This is a genomic window from Gracilibacillus lacisalsi DSM 19029 (genome assembly GCF_000377765.1).
GTDB classification, from domain to species: Bacteria; Bacillota; Bacilli; order Bacillales; family Amphibacillaceae; genus Gracilibacillus; species Gracilibacillus lacisalsi.
This window is the reverse complement of the sequence record NZ_KB898669.1, coordinates 136,016-160,018: the sequence shown is the minus strand read 5'-3', so window position 1 is coordinate 160,018 and position 24,003 is coordinate 136,016. Positions and strand designations below refer to the sequence as shown.

Annotated in this window: 20 protein-coding genes; 18 read left to right on the top strand and 2 right to left on the bottom strand. The window is 36.6% G+C overall.

What is annotated here, in order from left to right; all coding sequences use genetic code 11:
- The first annotated feature begins 80 nt into the window (after nt 1-80).
- The 6 genes from D569_RS0113735 (at nt 81) to D569_RS0113710 (ending at nt 10,815) form a co-directional block, all read left to right on the top strand.
- The gene (locus D569_RS0113735) at nt 81-1,649 is read left to right on the top strand and encodes an extracellular solute-binding protein (RefSeq protein WP_018933010.1); all 1,569 of its coding nucleotides are present in this window, start codon (nt 81-83) and stop codon (nt 1,647-1,649) included.
- A 216-nt stretch (nt 1,650-1,865) separates the two neighbouring features.
- A complete protein-coding gene (locus tag D569_RS0113730; RefSeq protein WP_018933009.1) occupies nt 1,866-4,196 on the top strand; it encodes a helix-turn-helix domain-containing protein in 2,331 nt (776 codons plus the stop codon).
- A gap of 303 nt (nt 4,197-4,499) precedes the next feature.
- Nucleotides 4,500-5,984 carry an extracellular solute-binding protein gene (locus D569_RS0113725; protein WP_033404956.1) on the top strand — a complete coding sequence of 495 codons (1,485 nt, stop codon included), beginning with the start codon at nt 4,500-4,502 and terminating at the stop codon, nt 5,982-5,984.
- A 122-nt stretch (nt 5,985-6,106) separates the two neighbouring features.
- Nucleotides 6,107-8,395: a glycosyl hydrolase family 95 catalytic domain-containing protein gene (locus D569_RS0113720; protein WP_018933007.1), complete on the top strand. Its 2,289-nt coding sequence runs from the start codon at nt 6,107-6,109 to the stop codon at nt 8,393-8,395.
- Nucleotides 8,396-8,411: 16 nt separating this feature from the next.
- The gene (locus D569_RS0113715; protein ID WP_018933006.1) at nt 8,412-9,455 is read left to right on the top strand and encodes a pectinesterase family protein; all 1,044 of its coding nucleotides are present in this window, start codon (nt 8,412-8,414) and stop codon (nt 9,453-9,455) included.
- Between the two features lie 1,093 nt (nt 9,456-10,548).
- Nucleotides 10,549-10,815: an alpha/beta-type small acid-soluble spore protein gene (locus tag D569_RS0113710; protein WP_018933005.1), complete on the top strand. Its 267-nt coding sequence runs from the start codon at nt 10,549-10,551 to the stop codon at nt 10,813-10,815.
- 130 nt (nt 10,816-10,945) lie between these two features.
- Here D569_RS0113710 and D569_RS0113705 read toward each other — a convergent pair whose 3' ends face one another.
- Nucleotides 10,946-11,338 carry a hypothetical protein gene (locus D569_RS0113705; protein ID WP_018933004.1) on the bottom strand — a complete coding sequence of 131 codons (393 nt, stop codon included), beginning with the start codon at nt 11,336-11,338 and terminating at the stop codon, nt 10,946-10,948.
- 487 nt (nt 11,339-11,825) lie between these two features.
- Between D569_RS0113705 and D569_RS0113700 the strand changes: the two genes are divergently transcribed.
- From D569_RS0113700 to hxlB, 12 genes are all read left to right on the top strand, one after another.
- Nucleotides 11,826-12,368: a TetR/AcrR family transcriptional regulator gene (locus tag D569_RS0113700; protein WP_018933003.1), complete on the top strand. Its 543-nt coding sequence runs from the start codon at nt 11,826-11,828 to the stop codon at nt 12,366-12,368.
- 283 nt (nt 12,369-12,651) lie between these two features.
- Nucleotides 12,652-13,548: a beta-keto acid cleavage family enzyme gene (locus tag D569_RS0113695; RefSeq protein WP_018933002.1), complete on the top strand. Its 897-nt coding sequence runs from the start codon at nt 12,652-12,654 to the stop codon at nt 13,546-13,548.
- Nucleotides 13,545-14,489: an L-carnitine dehydrogenase gene (locus D569_RS0113690; protein WP_018933001.1), complete on the top strand. Its 945-nt coding sequence runs from the start codon at nt 13,545-13,547 to the stop codon at nt 14,487-14,489. Before D569_RS0113695 ends, D569_RS0113690 begins: the two co-directional genes overlap by 4 nt.
- Nucleotides 14,490-14,504: 15 nt before the next feature.
- A complete protein-coding gene (locus tag D569_RS0113685; protein ID WP_018933000.1) occupies nt 14,505-14,981 on the top strand; it encodes a thioesterase family protein in 477 nt (158 codons plus the stop codon).
- Nucleotides 14,982-15,005: 24 nt separating this feature from the next.
- Nucleotides 15,006-16,208: a quaternary amine ABC transporter ATP-binding protein gene (locus D569_RS0113680; RefSeq protein WP_018932999.1), complete on the top strand. Its 1,203-nt coding sequence runs from the start codon at nt 15,006-15,008 to the stop codon at nt 16,206-16,208.
- A complete protein-coding gene (locus D569_RS0113675) occupies nt 16,205-17,035 on the top strand; it encodes an ABC transporter permease (RefSeq protein WP_018932998.1) in 831 nt (276 codons plus the stop codon). Before D569_RS0113680 ends, D569_RS0113675 begins: the two co-directional genes overlap by 4 nt.
- A 13-nt stretch (nt 17,036-17,048) precedes the next feature.
- The gene (locus D569_RS0113670; RefSeq protein WP_018932997.1) at nt 17,049-17,924 is read left to right on the top strand and encodes a glycine betaine ABC transporter substrate-binding protein; all 876 of its coding nucleotides are present in this window, start codon (nt 17,049-17,051) and stop codon (nt 17,922-17,924) included.
- An 83-nt stretch (nt 17,925-18,007) separates the two neighbouring features.
- Nucleotides 18,008-19,726 (top strand): CocE/NonD family hydrolase, encoded by a 1,719-nt coding sequence (locus D569_RS0113665; RefSeq protein ID WP_018932996.1) that lies wholly within the window; start codon nt 18,008-18,010, stop codon nt 19,724-19,726.
- A gap of 93 nt (nt 19,727-19,819) precedes the next feature.
- The gene (locus D569_RS0113660; protein ID WP_018932995.1) at nt 19,820-20,683 is read left to right on the top strand and encodes a DMT family transporter; all 864 of its coding nucleotides are present in this window, start codon (nt 19,820-19,822) and stop codon (nt 20,681-20,683) included.
- 172 nt (nt 20,684-20,855) lie between these two features.
- On the top strand, nt 20,856-21,227 hold the full coding sequence (gene hxlR, locus D569_RS0113655) for a transcriptional activator HxlR (protein WP_018932994.1): 372 nt from the start codon (nt 20,856-20,858) through the stop codon (nt 21,225-21,227).
- 350 nt (nt 21,228-21,577) lie between these two features.
- Entirely contained in the window at nt 21,578-22,207 is a 630-nt protein-coding gene (hxlA, locus tag D569_RS0113650; protein WP_018932993.1) for a 3-hexulose-6-phosphate synthase, read from the top strand.
- Nucleotides 22,208-22,235: 28 nt separating this feature from the next.
- The gene (gene hxlB / locus D569_RS0113645) at nt 22,236-22,793 is read left to right on the top strand and encodes a 6-phospho-3-hexuloisomerase (protein ID WP_018932992.1); all 558 of its coding nucleotides are present in this window, start codon (nt 22,236-22,238) and stop codon (nt 22,791-22,793) included.
- A gap of 197 nt (nt 22,794-22,990) precedes the next feature.
- Here hxlB and D569_RS0113640 read toward each other — a convergent pair whose 3' ends face one another.
- A complete protein-coding gene (locus D569_RS0113640) occupies nt 22,991-23,863 on the bottom strand; it encodes a TetR/AcrR family transcriptional regulator (RefSeq protein WP_018932991.1) in 873 nt (290 codons plus the stop codon).
- Nucleotides 23,864-24,003: the final 140 nt, after the last annotated feature.

The following is a 24,003-nucleotide window of genomic DNA, read 5'->3' as shown; positions in this document are numbered from 1 at the left end:
GAAAGCGTTATCTCAAAGGAGGAATTGTTACACTATTAGAATTTTTCAAGAAATAAGTAAAACAGGAGGGAATACTTTTGATGAAATCGAGTAAATTTTTATTTGTTTTACTTGCTCTTTTCATGTTTGTATTATTAGCAGCATGTACTGAAAATGACTCAACAAGTGGTGAAGGAAACAATGACGGAAATAATAACAACGGTAATACAGGAAACGAAAATATCAAACAAAATGATGAAGCGGAAGAAGAGGAGCGTTATACAATTGAAGCAATGTTTAATCTTCACACTCCTGAAACTCCTAGTGAATATTTATTAGAACTAATTCAAGATGCAACCAACACAAACTTAAATATCCAGTGGGTTCCAGACTCAAGCTATGAAGAAAGATTAAATGCGGCTTTTGCGACTAACTCATTACCTCAAGTTTTGCCGATGGGTTTTAATATGTTTAATCAATATAAGGAGGCCATTCGAGAAGGTCAATTCTGGGAAATTGGACCTTATCTTGAGGAATATGAGAACTTGAGCAAATTAAATCCAGATATACTTAATAATACAAAAGTCGATGGAAAGATATATTCACTATATCAGGGTAGACCATTATCTCGACAGGGACTTATTTATCGTAAAGATTGGGCAGACAACTTAGGCCTTGAAGCACCAACAACTACCGATGAGTTTTTTGAAATGGCAAGAGCGTTTACAGAGGATGATCCAAACGGAAGTGGAGAAAATGATACATTTGGTTTAACGGACCGTAATGACTTAATTTATGGAGCTTTTAAAACAATATCCTCATGGTTTGGAACTCCTAACAATTGGGGAGAAAAAGATGGCCAATTGCTACCAGAATTCATGTTTGATGAATATATTCAAACTATGGATTTTATTAAAGAACTGCACTCAAATGGTTACATGAACCAAGATTTTGCCGTAACAAGTAAGACGGATCAATCAGCCTTATTTAAAAATGGCACTGCAGGTATGTACGTAGGTTCTATGGGAGATGTAATGGGTACGTATAATGATGCAAAAGATATTATCCCGGATATAGAGTACGATGTCCATAATCATATTGAAGGGCCACATGGTGAATTTGGTATATGGGCAATCCCAGGTTACGGAAGTGTTATATTATTTCCTAAAGCTGCAGTTGAAACCGAAGAGGATTTGAGAAACATTCTATCATTTTATGATAAGTTAATGACGCCAGAAGTGGCTAACCTTCTTATATGGGGGGTAGAAGGAGAGCATTATGAAGTGGTTGATGGTGGCGCTCTTCCTATAGAAGAAAACCGTCACAAAATCGATTCAGAAGTACATCCTTACCTTTCTTTAGAAATCGGGGAACCTGAAACAAATGGACGTCACGAATTGGTGGCAAATTATGAACCGAAAGTCAAGGCGGATCGATTAATTCGTGAGAATAATGATTATTTAATCCATGATCCAACGATTGTTCTAGATTCTGCGACTTATGTTAGAGATGGGGATAGATTGCAACAAATAATTGACGATGCAACCTACCAATATATGCAAGGTCAAATTGATTTAGACGGTTTTAATGATGCAGTGGAACGATGGAAGAATGAAGGTGGGAACGATATTATTGCAGAATTCAATGAATCAAGGGATGAAATTAACTGAAGAATGCCAAAGTGAAGCTTGGAACTGGAGAATAATCTTTATAACTAAGCAAATGGGACCTATAGATATTAGTAATTGAAAAGTCTTAGCCTGTTAATGGGCTAGTAGAAGTTTAGAATCGATAGTGACAAAAATAGTATCCAAAATGTGTTGATACCTTCACTAATCCGCTTGGATCAATGTATAAAGGTATTTTGAAAAAGGGGATATATGCCTATGAGTAAAATCTTCAATAATCATTATTATAAACTGATTGCTCTTCTCATTATTTTAAGCACAGTACCAGTTATTATTACTGGTACTCTTTCTTATTGGCAATCATCTAAAGCTATCATCGATTATTCTAATGATGAAAAAAAGCAAAATATTTACCAGGTCAAAACAAATATTGAACAGGCCCTACAGTATATTGATTTATCTACCAGTTATTTTGTGCGTCCCTCCCAAACATCAAGTATTCTAAGAACTAATATGGATGCAACATCTTATAATGATTTACGTAATTTAAAGCGTGACTTAAGCCATATCCAAACATTAGAAAAAAGTATTGAAGATGTTGTGTTTATTAATTTTAACAAAAAATGGTTAATCAATAATAACGGGTTAACCCATTTAAATGACAGTACCTACGGAAATATAAGAACAAGTTACATGCAAATTTCTGGAAAATCAAATTGGATATTAGAGGAAGCAGATGAAATAAAGTTTCCAAATGCCCCCCAAAAAAGTTGCTCTCATTATATTAACCTTGTAAAGAAATTACCTATATTAACAAGTAAACCTTCTGGAATTATAGGAGTACTTATTCCTACTTGTGAGTTAACAAAAATAATTGATCAGCGAAGTGAAACTGATTCATACTTAATACTAGATGAAAATAATCAAATTATCGCTCAGAATACTTCGAATACGCAAATTAACGAGAGTGAACGTATTCCAAATTCTTTACTGGATGAGATCAATCATAATGATTCTGATGGACAATTTGAATACGAATTAAATGGAGTTACTTACCAAATAAATTATGAAAAATCTAATTATAATGGTTGGACATATTTATCTTTTGTCAAATTAAGTGAAATACACGAAAAATCTAGTTCTATTGCTATTATTACGATACTTGTTTTGTTGATATTACTCAGTATTTCGATCTTTTTTGCTATTTTAGGAAGTAAACATCTATACAAACCGGTGAAAAAGTTGAAAAGAATAGTTCACTCTAATCAAGGAGAACAATCATTAGAAGAAATAGACGACGAATTTGATCTTATTGAAACGCATTTGGAGCAATTATTAAATAAAAATAATCAATTGGAACAACGCGTACAATATTTTGTGCCCCAATTAAAGCAATTGTTTATGATAAGGTTAATACAAGGAAAGGTAAAAGAGGATGAAATCTCTGCAAAATTACGATCATTGCAATATAAAAAAGAGTGGACATGGTTAACGATATTTTCATTGAAAATTGATTTTACAGAAATGGGAGATAAAAAATTTAATAAAATGGACCAAGAGTTAATTTTATTTGCTATAAATAATTTGATGGAAGATATTATTTCGCCGCATGAAAGATTTACGCCTATTGTCATGAATGATACGCAATCAACCATCCTTTTAACAGATCATTTAAATGAAGCAGAATATACAAGGTTTATCAATCAAAAAGCGGAGTTTATCCAAAAAAAGGTGAACGAGCTCTTTCAATTAACTATTAGCATAGGTATTAGTAGGCGCTACAAGTATCTTCATGAAACGAAAAAAGCCTATAGAGAAAGTGATGAAGCACTAAAATATCGATTAAAAATGGGGCCAGGCTCTATTATATTCTATGATAATTTGAATCGAGAACCTATTAATATAGTGCCATTTCCTGCTGCTATCAATCATCAAATTCTTGATGCTATAAAAATGACCGATAAAGAAAAGGCCATCAAATTGGTTATAGATTTCTTTAGATATATAGATCAAAATGATGTTTACGATTTCCAATTTGATGTAATTCTTTCTAGATTTTTGTATGATTTGTTTGAATTAAAAGAACTCCTTGGCGTTCAGATAGAACACTTTGATTCCACAAGGGAAATTACACATTATCAACATTTAAGTTCCTTAAGGGAAATAAGGGATTGGGTGCTATATGATATCACGCTTCCTTTAATTGAAGAGTTAAAGTATAAAAATGATAGTAAAGATAGAAAAGTTTCGGATACAATTATGAGAATGATACGTGAAAATTACAATAAAGAGATCTATCTCGATGCTATTGCTGCAGAATTACATTATAATGCAAAATATTTAAGTAGCATTTTTCAAAAAGAAACGGGATATACCTTTAGTGAATACCTGTTACATTATCGTTTGGAAAAAGCAAAAGAGTGGCTGATAACAACATGTAAGCCTGTCAAGCATATTGCGGAAGAACTAAAGTATAATAATCCCCAAAACTTTATCCGTTCTTTCAAGAAGATGGAAGGTGTAACACCTGGGAGGTATAGAGCTATATATAGAAAAGAAACGAAGGAAAATAATACGGCCAATACTTAGCTAGTAAAACTAATTTTTGGGGTTTTATTACGGTGTTAAACGTCTGTAAGATCCCGCCTGATTATAGTCTCACTTGTAATAAAATCAATACTTCTATATATAACTATCATCAGATATAAAATATAATCATTTTGTAATATAGTGCTGACTCATGATCATTCCCCCTCCAGACTATTATGAAAACGCTTTATCAAACGCATTTTAAAGTCATAGACAAATGATTATATACATTGATATCAATCATTCTTAACATGAAAGTTGTACAAAGCAATATTATAAAATAATTTTTGGAGGGTGATACACTTGAAAGGATGGAAGAGATATTTAGGAGGAGTATTTTTGATACCTCTCCTGTTAGTTATTTCAGCGTGTAGTGATAACACTTCTGACAGCAGCGGAGATGATGAAGCATTTTCATTCTCTATAATTGCGGGGCTTCACACCCCAGAAGTACCAAAGGAAAAGGTGTTAGAGGAGATTGAAGCAAAAACGAATGTGGAAATAGATATTCAATGGATTCCAGCTTCTAACTATTATGATCGTTTGAATTCATCTTTTGCAACGAATTCATTGCCAGATGTCATTAATGTTGGTTCTCAAGAACTTACCCAATATCGTGATGCCATTGAAGATGGTCAGTTTTGGGAAATTGGTCCATACCTTGATGAATATGAAAACTTACAGAAATTAAAAGATGATATTATAGAAAACACAAAAATTAATGGGAAAGTGTATGGTCTATACAATGGCATTTCTTTATCTAGACAAGGATTAATTTATCGTAAAGATTGGGCAGATAACCTTGGGTTAGATAAACCAACAACTACCGATGAAATAATGGAAATGGCTCGAGCCTTTACAGAGGAGGAACCAGATGGAAATGGAAAAGATGACACGTTTGGTTTAGCTGACAGAGGAGACTTAATTTATGGTGCATTTAAAACGGTCTCTTCTTGGTTTGGTACACCAAACTACTGGGGAGAAAAAGACGGGGAGTTATTACCAGAATTTATGTTTGATGAATATATGCAAACAATGGACTTTTTTAAAGAACTACGTGTAAACGGATATATCAATCAAGACTTTCCGGTAACGAGTAAAACTGATCAGAGAGAATTCATAACAAATGGATCAGCAGGTATGTATATAGGTGCAATGGGTGATGTAGGAAGTCTATACAATGATGCGGTCGCTAATGATCCTAATGTGGAATTTGATGTGCATAACTATGTAGAAGGACCGGATGGAGAGTATGGTGTGTGGTCTTTACCTGGATATGGAAGCTTAATGCTTTTTCCAAAGAGCTCAGTAGAAACAGAAGATGAGTTGAAAAAAATTCTTTCCTTTTTTGATAAGATGATGACACCTGAAGTATCCAATTTAGCTAATTGGGGAATAGAGGGGGAACATTATGAAGTTGTAGACGATTTAGCAAAAACGATAGTAGATTCGGGTGTGTTTGATCGAGAAGTCAAACCATATGCAGCATTGTTAATCGGTGAGCCAGAAACCAGAGGTAGTCATGAAGCCTTAATTGACTATGATGTAAAAGCAAAATCAGAAGAATTGATAAAGGATAATGAAAATTATTTAATTAATAATCCTACCGAGCCATTGTATTCCGAAACATTTGTACAGGATAATTCTATGCTACAGGAGATTATAACAGATGCAACCTATCAATATATGTTAGACCAAATAGATAAAGATGATTTTGAGAGTGCCGTAGAGGATTGGAGATCTCAAGGTGGTGATGACATTATTGAAGAATTTAATGCTTCAGAGTGAGTAGCTAAGCTCTTCGATAAGCTTTGACCATTCAAGATTCATTAGGGTTCTTGAGACAATAATTTTAAGAACCCTAACTCTATTTGAAAATATTTCAATAGAAATCAAATGAGGTGTTAAATATGACTGATCAAAATAAATTATTGTGGTATAAAGAACCGGCGAAGAACTGGAATGAGGCGTTACCTATTGGTAATGGTAGGCTTGGTGGCATGGTTTTCGGGCAAGTGATAAAAGAGAAAGTACAGTTAAACGAAGATACGGTTTGGTATGGAGGACCACGTGATCGAATTAATCCAGATGCGCTTCCTAATCTATCTAAAGTAAGAAAATTGCTTTCTCAAGGGAATTTAATGGAAGCAGAAGAATTAGCAAAGCTTTGTTTTTCTGGAATTCCAAAAGCCCAACGTCATTATGAACCATTAGGTGAGCTAATCATCCAATTTAATATTGCAGATACCACTGATTATTATAGAGAATTAGATTTGAATAATGGAATAGTAAAAACAAAGTACCGATCGGAAGGCATAGAGTTTCAAAGGGAAGTGTTTACGAGTTATCCAGATCAAGTAATGATCATGAGAATTACTGCTTCGGAGAAAAGTGCCATTTCATTACAAGCAAATATAGATAGAGGGAATACAAGGAACTTAGATTCTACCAAACCTCTTTTCTCTAATAGTATAGTAATGAGTGGAGAAACAGGTGGAAGGGATGGCATTGCTTTTTCAGCCGCTATGAGGGTGAGTGCTGATGATGGGACTGTTCAAACGCTTGGTAATCGTGTTTGTGTGAATAATGCAAGTGCAGTGACTATTTTGTTATCGGCTGCGACGACTTATCGATTCCCTGGTCCAGAAAGGCGGTGCTTAGATATAATAGCATCAGCTGAGAAGAAAAACTATCAAGACTTAAAGTCAGCTCATATAAAGGATTATCAAACCCTGTTTCATCGAGTGGAGCTGGAATTAGAGGATCAACAGCGGATAACATCATTGCCAATAAATGAGCGATTAGAAAGGATGAAACAAGGGGAAACAGATATCGATTTGATCAATACATATTTTCATTTTGGACGCTACTTAATGATTTCATCAAGTCGACCAAACTCATTGCCTGCGACATTACAAGGAATCTGGAATGATAACATGCTTCCTCCTTGGGATAGTAAGTATACGATAAATATCAATGCCCAAATGAATTATTGGCCGGCAGAAGTTTGTAATTTGTCAGAATGTTATGAGCCGTTATTTCAACAAATTGAAAAAATGCGGGAATCCGGGAGATTAACAGCTCAGAAGATGTATGACTGTCGTGGATTTACCGCTCATCATAATACCGATATTTGGGGAGATACCGCACCGCAAGATATCTACCCACCAGCAAGTTATTGGCCAATGGGAGCCGCATGGCTTTGTCTGCATTTATGGGAGCATTACGAATATAACGGTGACAAAGAATTTTTAGCAAAAGCTTATGATGCGATGAAAGAAGCAGCTATATTTTTCGTCGATTTCCTAGTTGAAAATCAAGACGGATACATGATCACCACCCCTTCAGTATCACCAGAAAATTCATATAAGTTACCAAGTGGAGAGGTCGGGAAAATGTGTGAAGCACCGGCAATGGACAGTCAAATTCTCCATGCACTTTTCTCTAATTGTATCGCGGCAAGTGAGGTTTTAGAAACTGACAATGAATTTCGTGATCAGCTATTGTATCTAAGGTCAAAGCTTCCTGAAATTCAAATCGGAAAGTATGGCCAAATTCAAGAGTGGTTGGAAGATTATGAGGAAGCCGAACCAGGTCACCGCCATATTTCTCACTTATTTGCTTTACATCCCAGTAATCAAATATCGCCAATTACGACACCGAAACTAGCAAAGGCAGCCGAAGTGACATTAAATCGTAGATTAGAGCATGGCGGTGGGCATACCGGTTGGAGTCGAGCGTGGATTATCAATATGTGGGCACGTTTATTTAAAGGAGAGGATGCCTACGAAAATATTAAGGAGTTGTTAAAATCATCTACTCTACCAAATTTATTTGACAACCACCCGCCGTTTCAAATTGATGGGAACTTTGGCGGTACAGCAGCAATTGCTGAGATGATCGTCCAAAGTCATCAAAACGAAATTCATCTATTACCAGCTTTGCCTAAAGATTGGAGAACTGGTTATGTGAAAGGGCTAAAAGCCAGAGGTGGATTTACGCTAGAGATCAAATGGCAGAATCATCAATTAATGTATGTCCATATAAAAGCGTCACAATCAAGGATCTGCCGTCTTAGGATGAGTCATCCATTTAAGGTCAGCATCGATAAAGGAGAAATTTCTCAACTGGAAACAGGTTTGTTTGAGTTTGATGCAAAAAAGGATCATTTGTATCAATTAACTTTCAACACTAAATAAGATAGGTGGAAAAAGAATGAATAATAAAATAAATACTATAGAACAGCGTTATAGTCTGCAAATCGACTATATCGTTGATCAACATTATTCAGAGAAAGAAGAGGAAAAATATCAGCAAAAAAAGGTGTATTCTTCTATACAAACGGCTTTAGACAATGTTAAAGGAGATTCTGCAACCATATTTATTTCTAAAGGGGTGTATGATGAAAAAATAGAAATAGAAAAGCCGTCGATTACATTAATAGGTGAGGATAGAGACAAAACTGTTGTGACGTATGATGTGGCAAGTGGTACAGAGAAAAGTGATGGTACAACATATGGCACATTTGGCAGTGCAAGTGTCACCGTTAGAGAACCGAATTTTACTGCGATTAATATGACCTTTGAGAATAGTTTTGATTACATCAATGAATATCGAAAGAGAGATGATGATCCAACGAAAGTTTCTCATATCCAAGCGGTTGCCTTTCGTACCACAGATAAAAGTGACAACGTGATGTTTGGACATTGCTGCTTTCGAGGTTACCAAGATACGTTGCTTGTAGATACTGGTACACATTACTTTACTAATTGTGTAATTGAAGGTGCGGTTGATTTTATTTTTGGTAGTGGCCAGGCTGTATTTGAAGCGTGTGATATTGTGTCATTAGATCGAGGTGAAACGGAAAACAATGGTTTTATTACCGCTGCAAGCACCTCCATTGATGTTCCGTATGGTTACTTATTTGAGTCATGTAAGCTTTTAAAAGAATCAACGGATATGGCAGATGACACAGTATACCTAGGAAGGCCATGGCATCCTGGTGGAGATCCAGATGCACAGGCTAGTGTATTGTTTTATCAATGTAACATGGAAGCTCATATCAAAGCTCAGGGATGGAAAGAGATGGGGGGATTTTCTCCAATGGAAGCACGGCTGTATGAATATAGTAGTCAAGGTGCTGGAGCCAGTTTGAATGATAAGAGGAGACGCTTAACTAAACAAGAAGCAGAAAGGTTTCGTGACTATTTGCTAGATTGCTGTGTAAGAAACAGAAAAATACGTTATTCTCCGCTATGAGAAGGTGCACAACCTGTTCCAATATTCCGTCATTACTACCAAAGTAATCGACATCTAATTAGTATTTAATAATGGACCGGCGATGTTTGCCGGTTTTTTTATAATATAGGAAAGCATATAATCCGCGGTATCAACGCATTTGTAAGCAGAGTAGCCATTTTGAAATAGCTTGCACAGGAAACCATCGCTGCGGCTGTCCACTTCCCTTTCCACGGGATTTTCGCCTAAGCTAACTTTGTAAGCAAAGAGCGCTTATCAAAGTGGATCTTAGTCGAAAATCATCCCGTAGGAGTGGAAGTGGACGGCCTTCGCTATGAAACTGTTCTACAACGTTTGTGACTGCTAACTTCTCGAGCTTTCTTAACCTGAGTAATAAAATTGGAATGTCAGCGAGTACATTCATTGTAGAGCATGAATTAGCGTAGGCGTCCACTTCGACTCCTGTGGGATCAGCGTGATCTGAAGATCCACTTTTATAAAGCGATCTTCTTTACAAAAGTTAGCTGAAGACACGGTCCACGGAAAGCGAAGTGGGCAAGCCGTAGCGGTTGTTACGCCCAATATCTATCTCAAAATAATTACTTTATACCATCGATATATTATTTTGGTCAATGAAAAGGACCGGGTGGCCTTTCCCGGTTTTTCTTATAGGACAAGAAAGTATAAAATTTTTGGAGATGTCTAGCTCCTAGCGCCCAAAAATTAGGCGACTTCACGAATCTCCCTACGATAAGTCATCATCGGTTCGCAAGCTCCCAGTGATTCCTTTATCTCAGTTGATTAGCTCCAGCCGCTACGTTTTTAAGCGGGCGCTCTGCGCTTTTCTTTGTTTTCCTATTCTATAGAGCTTATTTTAACCTTGATGTAGCCAAATGATACTCATAAATTCTAGTTAAATGCAAAACATAATAGTAAAGAGAGGATTACAACATGGTAATGAGTAAATGAAAACAATGAAGGATAGTGAAAAGTAGCGAATAAATGTAAAAAATCCGGATTCTAATGATAGAAAATACGATTGATGGAAAAATGAAAATAATAAACTAACGAGTCATGCTGGTGAAAACTATTCCAAGGAAAGGATATGAATAGAATGGCAAAAAGGAATAAAATACTTGTTCCAGAAGCTCGAGAAGGATTGGACCAATTAAAAGCAAAAATAGCTAATACAAATGATCCGCAAAAAGCAAAGTATGAAGTGGCAGCAGAACAACATGTATCACTTGAGCAAGGCTATAATGGGAATATTAAGGCTAAGGATGCTGGAAAAATAGGTGGACACATAGGTGGTAATATGGTCCAAGAATTAGTCAAGATGGGGCAACAACAGCTTCAACAAAATCAGGAAGATTCTAAGTAAAAGGGTCCGTTTAATCAAAGGAAGACGAAGCGGTTGATCCCACATTTAATAGTTGGGATGAACCGCTTATTAATAATAGCAAGTCCTCTAAGAGGGATTATTTAGAATAAACTATTTAGTTAAAAGTATGCTAATTTTCATTTATACTTTGATATTGTGATTTAATTTTATAAATTTCTTCGTCATGCTTAAAAACCATCTCTTTAAGATAATTAAAATCATCTTTAGTGGCTTTACTGTTTAACTTTTGCATCGTTTCTGTATGATACTCACTTATTTTGGCTGTTTGTTCTTGAATGGCATTTGTTTTGTTTTCTAATCGATCAAAACGTTTATTGAATTGACGATCCATTTCATTAAGTCGTTGATTCATTTTTGTTTGTTCGTCTTTGATGCCAGCGATCGTACGATTCATGCCGCCGATTGTACCATTAATGCCATTAATAGTAGCTTTAACGCCGTTAACCTCAGCTTTCATCCCTTTTATCTCATCTAAAATCTCCAATAAAAGTTTTTCTGCCATTTAACAGCACTCCTTATATTATATGTTTGATTATAGCATACTTGACGGATGTTTTGACATAGGATTCAAGGAAAGTAAATCGCGTTTGCAGTTCTTTTGTTTCAAGGAATCTAAAGTGTGGCGGGGTTAGCTTAGATCAGGTTAATTTATACTTATGGGATTTTATCACATGATATAGTACTTATCTGTTTAGACAGTATTCCGCATTATATCACTAATTTAATTGGTAATGACTCGGGATTTAAATATCAATTCTTTAAAAATCATAATGAAGAGATTGTACATAATAGAGTTCGTCTTATTATAGGGGAGTATGGACGAGTAGGAGAAAAATTCTTTTGTGTTATATTTTACCATTTAACTAGAGATTATAACATATTTATTTGTTATTTCTCTCTTTTCAAAAATTCTCCAAAAAAATGATTGAAAAATATACCGTCTGGATAGTATAGTAATATCACAAGTTTAAAAAAAGAGGAGATCTCGAATGGGCAGAAATTCTAGAAAAGTGGAAATCCTTCATGCTGCATCAAAGGTCGTTAGTGAGCAAGGTATCTTTAACTTAACACTGGACGCTACTGCAAAAGAAGCGGGCATTAGTAAAGGCGGACTACTTTACCATTACCCATCCAAAGAAGCTCTCGTACAAGGGATGGTAGAACACCTTGCGAACAATTATCGCGAGAAAATAGCAAATAACGCTGAGGCAGATCCTGTTGATAAGGGAAAATGGGTTCGTGCCTATGTGGATGTCACTTTTAATCAAGCATACCAAAACAAAGATATGCATTATGGTTTACTTGCTGCAAAAGCAGTAAGCTCCAATTCGTTGGATCCTATTCGTGAACTATATACGGAGTGGCAGCATGAAATCGAACATGACGGAATAGATCCAATCAAAGCGACCATCATTCGTTTGGCTACTGATGGGATTTGGTTATCTGAGTTATTCGATATATATCATATCGAACCGGAAAAGAAAGAAGCAGTCTATAAAAAGCTCAAAGATTGGGCTAATGAATCAGATTAATTAGTTTTTGTACAAAACACCAGTTTATCAAGCTGGTGTTTTATTTTTTTTTTGTGATTTTTTGTCGAAAACACGGAATGTATTGTCCTGACAGTCACTAATGCGCTACTTTTATTCGCAAAATCACCCAATGTAACCCCTTTCAACTATTATCTTGGGTTGAAAATAAACCGTCTGGATGGTATAGTTTCTAACTGTGATAAAAAAACCGTCCGGATGGTATACAAATTATAAAAGATTTGACAGATAAAAAGCATCTTAATATAGAAAGTGAGGATATCCAATGAAGAACAAAGTATTATTAACAGCTGCGGTAACAGGTGCAGGAGATACAACAGCAAAAAGTTCTTATGTTCCGGTAACACCAAAAGAAATCGCTGAAGCAGCGATCGAATCAGCAAAAGCAGGTGCAACGGTAGCACATGTCCATGCTCGTGACCCAAAAACAGGTGGAATAAGTCATGATGTTAATCACTACCGAGAAATTGTCGATCGTATACGCGAATCAGAAACAGACGTGATTATTAATATTACTTCTGGAGGTGGCGGTGATTTTATTCCGAGTTTAGATACGCCAGCAGCTGGAGGCAATGGAACAGATATGCAAACACCAGCAGAACGTCACGAACCAGTCGGCGAACTACTTCCAGAAATGTGTACACTCGACTGCGGTTCAGTAAATTTCGGAGATATGATTTATATGAGCCCGACTGATTGGTTAAGAGATCAAGCAAAATTGATTCAAGACAGTGGTGTAAAACCTGAACTGGAATGTTTTGATACCGGACATCTTCGCTTTGCCAAACAACTTGTAAATGAAGGATTAATCGATGGCGACCCAATGTTCCAATTTTGCATGGGAATTCCATGGGGAATGGATGCAGATGTAGAAACAATGCTTTATATGAGAGATCGTCTTCCAGAGAATGCACATTGGTCAGCATTTGGTATTGGACGTATGCAGTTACCAATTTTGGCACAAGCAGCACAGTTAGGTGGAAATGTGCGTGTGGGATTGGAAGATAACATCTATTTATCCAAAGGTGTACTAGCTCGTAATGACCAACTCGTTGATAAAGCAGTTACTATGCTAAACGGCAATGATATTGAAGTGATGACACCAGAAGAAGCAAGACAACAATTCGGATTGCGAAATCCCAATGGAGGTAAGAAAGCATGAGTAACGTCAATAAAGTAGCAGTAGTTGGTACAGGTGTAATAGGAAATGGCTGGATTGGCCGATTTTTAGCACGAGGATTAGATGTAGTAGCATTTGATCCTGCAGATGGTGCAGAAGAACGTACACGTCAAGTGGTAGAGCAAGTTTGGCCAGAGTTAGAAAGGTTAGGCATGGCAGAAGGTGCTTCACAAGACCGTCTAACATTTGTTTCTACTTTAGAAGAAGCAGTTCACGATGCTGATTTTATACAGGAAAACGTGCCAGAGCGTGAAGATATTAAAAAAAGTGTTTTAACCAATATTGATCAGCACGCGAAACCTGATGCGATAATCGGGTCAAGCACATCTGGTATTATGGCAACCACCTTACAAGAAGGTTTACAACACCCTGGACGTGTCATTGTGGCACACCCGTTTAACCCGGTATATATTTTACCGCTTGTTGAACTTGTTGGTGGTCAAGCAACAGATGATGAACTAATCGAAAGAGCAAAAGCCTTCTATCAATCTATCCAAATGAGACCGCTAGTAATTAACAAAGAAATCGAAGGTCATGTAGCTGATCGGTTAATGGAAGCTCTATGGCGTGAAGCATTACACCTTGTAAATGATGGTATTGTGACAACAGAAGAAGTTGATGCCGCCATTATTTATGGTGCAGGACTTCGTTGGGCACAAATGGGACCATTCTTAACATTCCACTTAGCTGGTGGTGAACAAGGAATGCGTCATATGCTTGAACAATTTGGTCCGGCATTGAAAAAGCCATGGACGAAATTAGAAGCACCTGAATTAACAGAAGACTTGAAAGAAAAAGTCATTGAAGGCTGTGAAAGTCATGCCGGTGACGTGCCAATTTCTGAATTAGAAAATAAACGAAATGAATTTTTAGTTAAACTACTAGATTTGGTAGAAGATTATTGGCCACAGTCAAAAATCTAAGGAGGCTCTATAGCAATGGCGGAACAAGCCTTTCAATATCAAGATTATGTGCATCACGATTGGGTGGATTATAACGGCCATATGAATGATGCAGCTTATGCGAAAGTATTTAGTCTTGCTGTCGATGCCTTTATCGATGAAATCGGACTAGAGGCACAAGCTCGAGAAAAGTACAGCTATACCATTTTCACATTAGAAACACATTTATGTTATTTGCAAGAAGCACATCAAGGTCAGCAGCTAACCGTGAATGTACAACTGTTAGATGTTGATGCCAAACGTCTACACGTCATTTTCACGATGAAAAATACAAAAGACGATGTGCTTGCAACAAGTGAACAAATGTTAATGGGGATGGATACTGATCAACAACGACCTGCTCCATTTCCAGAGGATGTAGCAGAGAAAGTAGAAATGATCTGGAACGAACATAAACAACTGGAAGCTCCGAAACAAGCAGGAAGAACAATTGGTATGAAACGAAAAAGGTAAGAAGATAAGGATAGGAGAATGTTGATGAATAAGATTGAAGTGAATAATCTGACGAAAATCTTTGGTTCTCATCCACAACAAGGTCTCAAACGTTTGAAAAATGGCGAACAAAAAAGTGAAATCCTTGAGAAAACTGGAATGACAGTTGGTGTTAACCAAGCATCATTCGCAGTAAAACCTGGAGAAATCTTTGTTATTATGGGCCTTTCTGGAAGTGGTAAATCTACCTTAATACGATTAGTCAATCGATTGATTGAACCAACAGATGGAGAAGTGTTTATCGATGGGGAAGACATTACCAAAATGGATAAAAATACGTTAATTGATACAAGACGTAAAAAATTAGGGATGGTTTTCCAAAAATTTGGTTTATTACCGCATAAAACAATCTTGGCAAATGTCGCATATGGCCTAGAACTTCAAGGTGTTAGTAAACAAGAACGAGAACAAAAAGCGCAAGAAACGATTAAGGATGTTGGATTGAGTGGCTATGAAGATAGCTATCCAAGTCAATTAAGTGGTGGGATGCAGCAACGTGTCGGCATTGCTCGTGCACTTGCCAATGATACAGATATCCTTTTAATGGATGAGGCGTTCAGTGCGTTAGACCCGATCATTCGAAAAGAAATGCAAGATGAACTATTAAAAATTCAAAACAAATTAGGTAAAACCGTATTATTCATTACCCATGATTTAGATGAAGCATTAAAGCTTGGCGACCGTATTGCGATCATGAAGGACGGTCGAATTGTTCAAATCGGAACATCAGAGGAGATTTTAGAAAACCCTGCAAATGATTATGTCTCCAATTTTGTGAAAGATGTTGATCGTTCCAAAGTGTTAGAAGCATCTCATGTCATGAAAAAACCAGAGGTGTTATTAACATACAAAGACGGACCGCGTGTAGCGGTAAGAAAGATGGAGGAAGCTGGTGTTTCCAGTATCTTTGTTACCGATAAGGAGAAGAACTTTAAAGGTCTGATCACGATTGATGATGCAGTGAAAGCATATCAAAATAATATTCCAATGGAAGAAGTACTGATTACCGATAATATTTATTCTACTTCGCCAGCTACACCATTAAATGACTTAATCGGTATTGCAGCAGATGTTAAATATCCAATTGTCGTTGTCGAAGATGAAAAACTATTAGGAATCGTTTCACGTGTTTCTATCCTATCGGGATTAGTGCTTGGGAAAGAGAAAGATGAGGTGGAATCAACATGAACTATTTCTACTTTCCGTTAGAAGAATGGACAAACGATTTTGTTAATGATTGGTTACTACCAGTCATGGGTGGCTTCTTTGATAGTATCAGTGTACCACTTCGCTCGTTTATTGATGGTGTAACTAATCTGATTCTGGCAATTCCTCCAGAAATTATTGCAGTACTGCTGATTTTATTAGCATGGAAACTCGCAGGAAAAGGAACGGCGTTGTTTACATTAATCGGTTGTCTTTACATCGGTTCCGTTGATTTATGGGCGGAGACGATGCAAACCGTTGCGATTGTGATTGTCTCAACAATTATCGCGATTATTTTTGGGGTTCCGGTTGGGATACTAAGTGCCAAAAGTAATGTGATAGATAAAATCGTCCGTCCCATATTGGACTTTATGCAAACATTACCGATTTTCGTCTATTTAATCCCATCGATTCTATTATTTGGACTTGGTGGTGTACCAGCAGTTATCGCAACATTCGTATTCGCTGCTCCACCAGCAGTAAGAATGACACGATTAGGAATTTTACAAGTGCCACAAGAAGTAGTGGAAGCATCAAAGGCATTTGGTTCCACTTCGAAACAATTACTTTTCAAAGTGCAGTTACCACTTGCGGTACCAACGATAATGGCTGGTATTAACCAAACAATTATGCTAGCACTATCGATGGCAGTTGTTGCTTCGATGATCGGTGCACCAGGACTTGGATCGATTGTATTATCAGGTATTTCAACTGTAAACGTTGGTCTCGGATTAATTGGTGGATTAGCTATTGTCGTCATTGCTATTATTCTTGATCGAATCACACAAGGAATAGGAAATAAATTATAGAGGAGAGAGAAGAATGAAAAAAGTAGTATTAACTTTGAGTGTCTTACTCGTTATGTTTATCGTTGGATGTTCCCAGCAAAATAATGAAGCAAACGGAGACGAAGCAGGTGCAGAAGAGAAACAAACCATTACACTAGGTGTAACCCCATGGACAAGTACAGTACCACCTACTGAAATTGCGCAAATTATTTTAGAAGATATGGGATATAACGTAGAGCAAACACAAGCAGATGCAGGTAGTACGTATATCGGTTTATCTCGTGGAGATATCGATGTATTTATGGATGGCTGGTTCCCAGTACATGACGTATACATCGAAAAGTATAGTGACACTATTGAAGAAACAGCAGTTAGCTATCCTGAGGCAGATTCTGGACTAGTAGTACCAACTTATATGGAGGATGTCAATTCCATCGAAGATCTGAAAGGAATCGAAGCAGATTTGGGTAATGAATTATATGGTATTGAAGAAGGAGCAAGTATTACAGAGGAGATCGACGGATTAATCGAGAGTTATGAACTTGATATGACACAAGTCAATTCTTCTGAGGGCGGAATGATCGCCCAAGCAATGCGTAAGATGGAAAGTGAAGACCCAGTTGTTTTCTATGGCTGGAGACCACACACGATGTTTAACAAATTTGATATTAAAGTATTAGAAGACCCTAAAGGTGTTTTTGAAACAGCATCTGTTAAAGTAATTACCAATAATGAAATACAAGAAACTGCTCCAGATGCATATGAATTTTTGAGTAATTGGAGTATCTCTATTGATGATGTCGAAGAAATGATTGTGAAAATTGAAGAAGAAGAAATCCCTAAAGAAGAAGTAGCACAAGAATGGATTGACAACAATCAAGATAAAGTAGAAGAGATGTTAGGCGAATAAGGAAGCAATAAGTGTCTGTGTTGACTGTGTCAGCACAGACCTTGTTTGTATTTACTGTTAATTATTTCAGAAGGAAGGTTCATATGACAAAAATCAATCAAATCATTGTTGAAAGGGAAGTCCCTTGTACATTAAGAGATGGCATAACATTATATGCAAATATCTATCGGCCACAAGCAAGTGGAAACTATCCTGTGTTATTAACACGTTTGCCTTATAATAAAAATCTTCCAGACTTTTCACATAGATGGATCGATCCGATTCGCACAGTGATGCAAGGTTACATCGTCATCGTCCAAGATGTTCGAGGTCGTTTTGCATCTGAAGGTGAGTTTGAACCTTTTGCCCAAGAGATTAAGGATGGTTATGATACTGTTGAGTGGGCTGCAAGCTTACCGTACTCGAATGGAAAAGTGGGGATGTTTGGCTTATCTTATTATGCATTCACTCAATTGTATGCATTAGTAGAACAGCCTTCAGCGCTAAAAGCTATCTTCCCGGCCATGACAGGAAACATTTTCAAGGAACCTTTTGGGGAAAGTGGAGTACTTGCTCTAGCGTCAGCAGAAACTTGGATGCTTGATTCTGTAGCACCTGATTACTTAAAAAGAAAACTAAGTAGTGAAGAGTATAGTGCAGCGATCAAGGAGCTTTCCAACGACCTTGACCAGATTGAAGAATGGCATAACTATATGCCAATTAGAGAATTACCAGCAGTGACGAAACATCCCGTACTACAAGACATTTATCGCAAATATATGGATCAGGAATTCAATAAAAGGGCAGTGACACAAATATATGCCAAACATACTTCTGATTTCATGAATATTCCAGCCTATCACTTTGCTGGCTGGTACGATAACTTCTTAAGTCAAACGTTAATGAATTATCAACAGATGCGAGAATACAATCCAAACCAAAAATTAATCATTGGACCATGGGGACACGGAATGGTTGGTTCTGACTTAGGTGAGCGTTCCTTTGGTGTAAATAGTTCAGCTCAGTCTATTGCTGGTAAAGAAGATCTTACATCAGTTCATATTCAGTGGTTTAACCACTGGCTGAAAGAAGATAACGATACACTTCAAGCTGATGAAGATCCTGTCAAAATTTTTGTGATGGGTATAAATAAATGGCGTTCTGAAAAGGAATGGCCATTACAGCGTACAGTATATACTAACTACTATTTTCATAGCGATGGACAAGCAAATAGTAAGTCAGGGAGATTAACTACTGCCACTCCTACAGATGAACCAAGTGATCAGTTTACCCATGATCCCGCTAGTCCTGTACCCACTCATGGTGGTGGAACATTATTTTATAATGGTAGAAATGTGGGACCGCGTGATCAAAGGCAAATCGAAGTACGGGACGATGTAGTAGTTTATACGACTCCACCATTGGACGAATCAATAGAAGTGACGGGTTCCGCAAAAGTAATTTTATGGGCGTCTACAGATGCATTGGATACGGATTTTACGGCAAAATTGGTTGATGTTTTTCCAGATGGAACGGCGTATAATCTAGCAGATGGCATCGTCCGAGCAAAATACCAACACGGAGAATCTGTAAAGAATAAAATAGTTTGCTATGAAATAGAATTATCTCCGACAAGTAATGTGTTTTTACCAGGTCATTCAATCCGAATCGATATTGCTTCTAGTGACTTCCCTCGTTATGATGTGAATCCTGGAACAGGTAAAACGACATTAGATACATTAGAAATGGTAAAGGCAGCTCAAAAAGTGTTTCATCAAACTGAATATCCATCACATGTTATTTTGCCAGTTATTCCACAATAATGGAAAGGCAGTAGCGTAGCTTAGATGGCATGGATATGTTATCGTATCCTTCTGGGGAAAATCATAAATGAGTTTAGAAAAGAGGAACAAGCATTGAATAAAGGTTTATTTGCATTATTAATCATTATAACAACTAGTTTAATGGGATCTTCCTTTGCGATTGGCAAGATCGGATTAAACTATATATCTCCTTTACTGTTAGTAGGGATACGATTCACACTAGCGGGTATTTTAATGGGAATTATGGTTCGACTTTTCAAGCGAAAACACCCGAGCACTAAACGGGAATGGATTCAAATTATGACTATTGGCTTGTTCCAAACAGCAGGAGTTATGGGACTTATCTTTATCAGTATGAGAACAATAACGGCTGGTGAATCATCTATCTTAACATTCACCAATCCATTACTTGTCGTTATTTTCGGAACCTTGTTTTTAGGAACGAAATATCGTTGGAGTCAATGGTTAGGTGTTGTCGTTGGATTTGTAGGTGTATTTATTACGTTAGGAGCTGATTTGAATGTTCAGCAAATTGGTACTATACTTGGTTTTTTTAGCGCGGTTTCTTGGGCGATTGCAACACTGTTGATGAATAGATGGGGATCAATCCTTGATGTATGGGTAGTCACAGCGTATCAAATGCTGACAGGTGGACTCTTATTATTATTAGCGAGCGCCTTGTTTGAGAAAACGGTAATAACAATTACACCGAACGCCATTATGATTGTCTTGTGGCTAGCGATTATGGCATCGATTGTCCAATTTGCTGTATGGTTTTTTCTTTTGCAAACTGAGAATCCAGGTAAGGTAAGTTCATTTTTATTTCTAGCCCCATTGTTTGGTGTTTTATTTGGTTGGCTTTTGTTGGAGGAACAATTGCATTTGTCTACATTAGCAGGTGGAGCGATTATTTTAGTTGGCATTTATCTAGTTAATCGGCCGCAAAGTACTCCATAGCTTAATATTTGAAAAAATCACCTAATGTTAGTGGTTTTTGCTAATGCCAAATTCAATAAAGTGACACCGATATTGATTTATGTTTTCATATTTAATATAAGGTTATAAATGAGTGGAATGCTCGTAGTATAAATAGGTACCTTCCATAACTCTTAATAAAGGATGATATAGAATGGGACATGTATGCGGAAAAACATATAATTGCGAGAAGGAATTAACACTTGCAGTTATCGGGGGTAAATGGAAAATATTGATTTTGTGGCATTTAGGTAAAGAAGGAACGAAGCGTTTTAGCGAACTTAAATCACTAATGCCAGGTATTACACAAAGAATGTTAGTTAATCAATTAAGGGAGTTAGAAGAGGATCGAATTGTTCACCGGGAAGTTTACCCAGTTGTCCCGCCTAAAGTAGAATATTCTTTAACCCATCATGGCCAAACTTTGATGCCTATACTCGATTCATTATATAAATGGGGAAAAAATTATATGGAGGTTGCACTCCAGGATCGTGATGATATAAAGATACTAGAAAGTTCCAAATGATTAGCTTAAAAACGTCTGTCATGTTTATCATGACAGATGTTTTTTTATTTATTCCACGGGCATGCCCTTAAAATGAAAACTCCCATGGAAAGGGAAGTAGGCAGCCGGATTGCTGATAATCCTGTCGATAAATTCATCATTACGACCAAAGTAATCGTACATCTATTTAGTGATAAGGACTGGGAGGGTTTTGCCTAGTATTTTCACAAATGAAAAAATGCAGATATTTTTATAGATACTAAGTGAATTTTTTGTAACTATATGAGATTAAAGTGCGTACTTCCTCTTTTTAATTAGCCATTTTACAATGGAGATGTAATATAAATAATAATTATAGGAGTGAAGATATAATGGAACTTCAATTAGCATTAGATTTAGTTAACATTCCAGAAGGTAAAGAAGTGGTTAATGAAGTACAAGACCATATCGATATTGTAGAAATTGGTACACCAGTTGTAATTAACGAAGGACTAAAAGCTGTGAAAGAAATGAAAGATGCGTTTCCACATTTAAAAGTATTAGCTGACTTAAAAATTATGGATGCTGGTGCATATGAGGTGATGAAGGCTTCTGAGGCAGGCGCTGACATTGTAACAGTACTTGGAGCAACAGATGATGCAACTATTAAGGGTGCAGTTGAAGAAGCAAGAAAACATGGTTCAAAAATTCTTGTTGATATGATTAACGTCAAAGACTTAGAGCAACGTGCTAAGGAAGTAGATAACCTAGGTGTTGATTATATTTGTGTTCATACGGGTTATGACTTACAAGCTGAAGGGGAAAATCCGTTTGAACAGTTCGAAACAATTAAGGCTATTGTAAAAAATGCGAAAACGGCAGTTGCAGGTGGTATTAAATTAGCTACGATTCCAGAAGTTGTTCAATCACAGCCTGATCTTGTAATCGTAGGTGGTGGCATTACAGGCCAAGATGATAAAAAAGCTGTAGCATCTGAGATAAGAAAAGTAATGAATAAATAGAAAATCGGCTAAAAGGATGGAGTCTATTATGCAGACTACTCAATATATGTTAACAGTTATCGATGAACTGAAGCGTACAGCAAATCTCACAAAGGATGAAGAAGCTGAACAATTATTGGATGTAATGACGCAAGCAAAAAGAATATTTGTTGCTGGTACGGGAAGATCAGGATTTATGGGAAAAGCATTGGCTATGAGGTTAATGCACATAAATCTAGAGGTTTATGTTATCGGTGAGACGGTGACACCAAGCATTGAAAAGAATGATTTATTGATTATAGGTTCCGGATCTGGAGAAACAAACAGTTTACTAGTAATGGCTGAAAAGGCCAAAAATATTGGTGCAACTGTAGCAGTTGTTACAACATCTCCTGAATCTAGTATTGGTAACCTAGCGAATGTTTCTGTAAAAATTCCGGCAAAAGCAAAGGCGGAAAAAGATAGTGAACACGATACGATTCAACCAATGGGTTCATTATTTGAACAATCATTATTACTATTCTATGATTCATTGATATTAAGGTTGATGAAGAACAAAGAATTACAGGGTAGTTCGATGTATACGCAACACGCTAACTTAGAATAACGCCCTCTTATAGATAAAGGACTATCAAAAGATGTAATTACATTACTTTGGTCGTCCTTTTCTTTTAATTTCGCCATGATGCCAAGGGTGGTTATTCATTGCCAAATTTAATAGGTAAGGAATTAGCCAAAAAATGAGAAGGATTCACTCTTGAGATTATTTACAGTATCAAACACTTCCCATTTTCAGTCTTCCGATTATATCGTTTTCAAATAATTCCATACCGCATTCGTAAATAACTGTACCTGTGAGACCATAGTTGTCCCCTCAAATAATTGAAGAAATGGTTTCAACAGTTTCTTGACAACAATCTTCCGTACACGTTCATTTTCTAATTCACTAACAATCACGTCAAAAAGATCCTGCTGCTCTTCATTAAAATCATGTTGCGCTTGCAATTGCTCTGCCATTTCCATTACCTCGGATTTCGTTACCACTTTTTTATGGACATTTCTATGAAGTAAGTCAATTGCATAATTGTTTAAAAAACTACTATTTTTCTTTTGCATCTCTGGTATAAGTACTTCTACATAAGACAAAATAGTTTCGATTAATTCATGTAAGGTAAATGGGCTGTTTGTAAGATTTAATGTAAATAGCATATACTGCAGCATGCCAAAATACAATACCGTTGCCTCTGTCGCATAACCTCGAATATCTTCTCCGATCACATCAACGAGACGATTCGCTAGCCATTCCATTTCGATCACTCGATGCTGTACCACTAGTTTTTTTAAATCTGCTTGATCAGAAGATAAAATATTTTCAAATAGCGTCCGTAAATTTTTTTCCTCATTCAGCTTCATGATGATAGTAATTTGTTCAATTAACACTTCTCGATCTTGTGGGTCTTTTCCAATTTGCATGGCCACTCTTTGTTGGCTTGCATCATAGCGAATGTTTTCTAATATTTCAGCAATACAATCATTTTTAGAAGAGAAATAATTGTAAAAGGTACCTTTAGATATGTCTGCTTTGTCTATAATTTCTTGAATGGATGTCTGTTGAAATCCTTTTTCGATAAACAAGTTTAAAGCAATGTCTGCTACCTTTCTTTTACGCTCGTTCATAATATCCTCCTGTCCTCTATATGGAATAGTATACGTTTCTTAACCTATAAAAACAACATTTTTATACTTTTGGTATAAAAGTATTGAAAAATTTGAACTGTAGGTATAAAATATTCAAGTGCTAAATATACTAAGTAAAG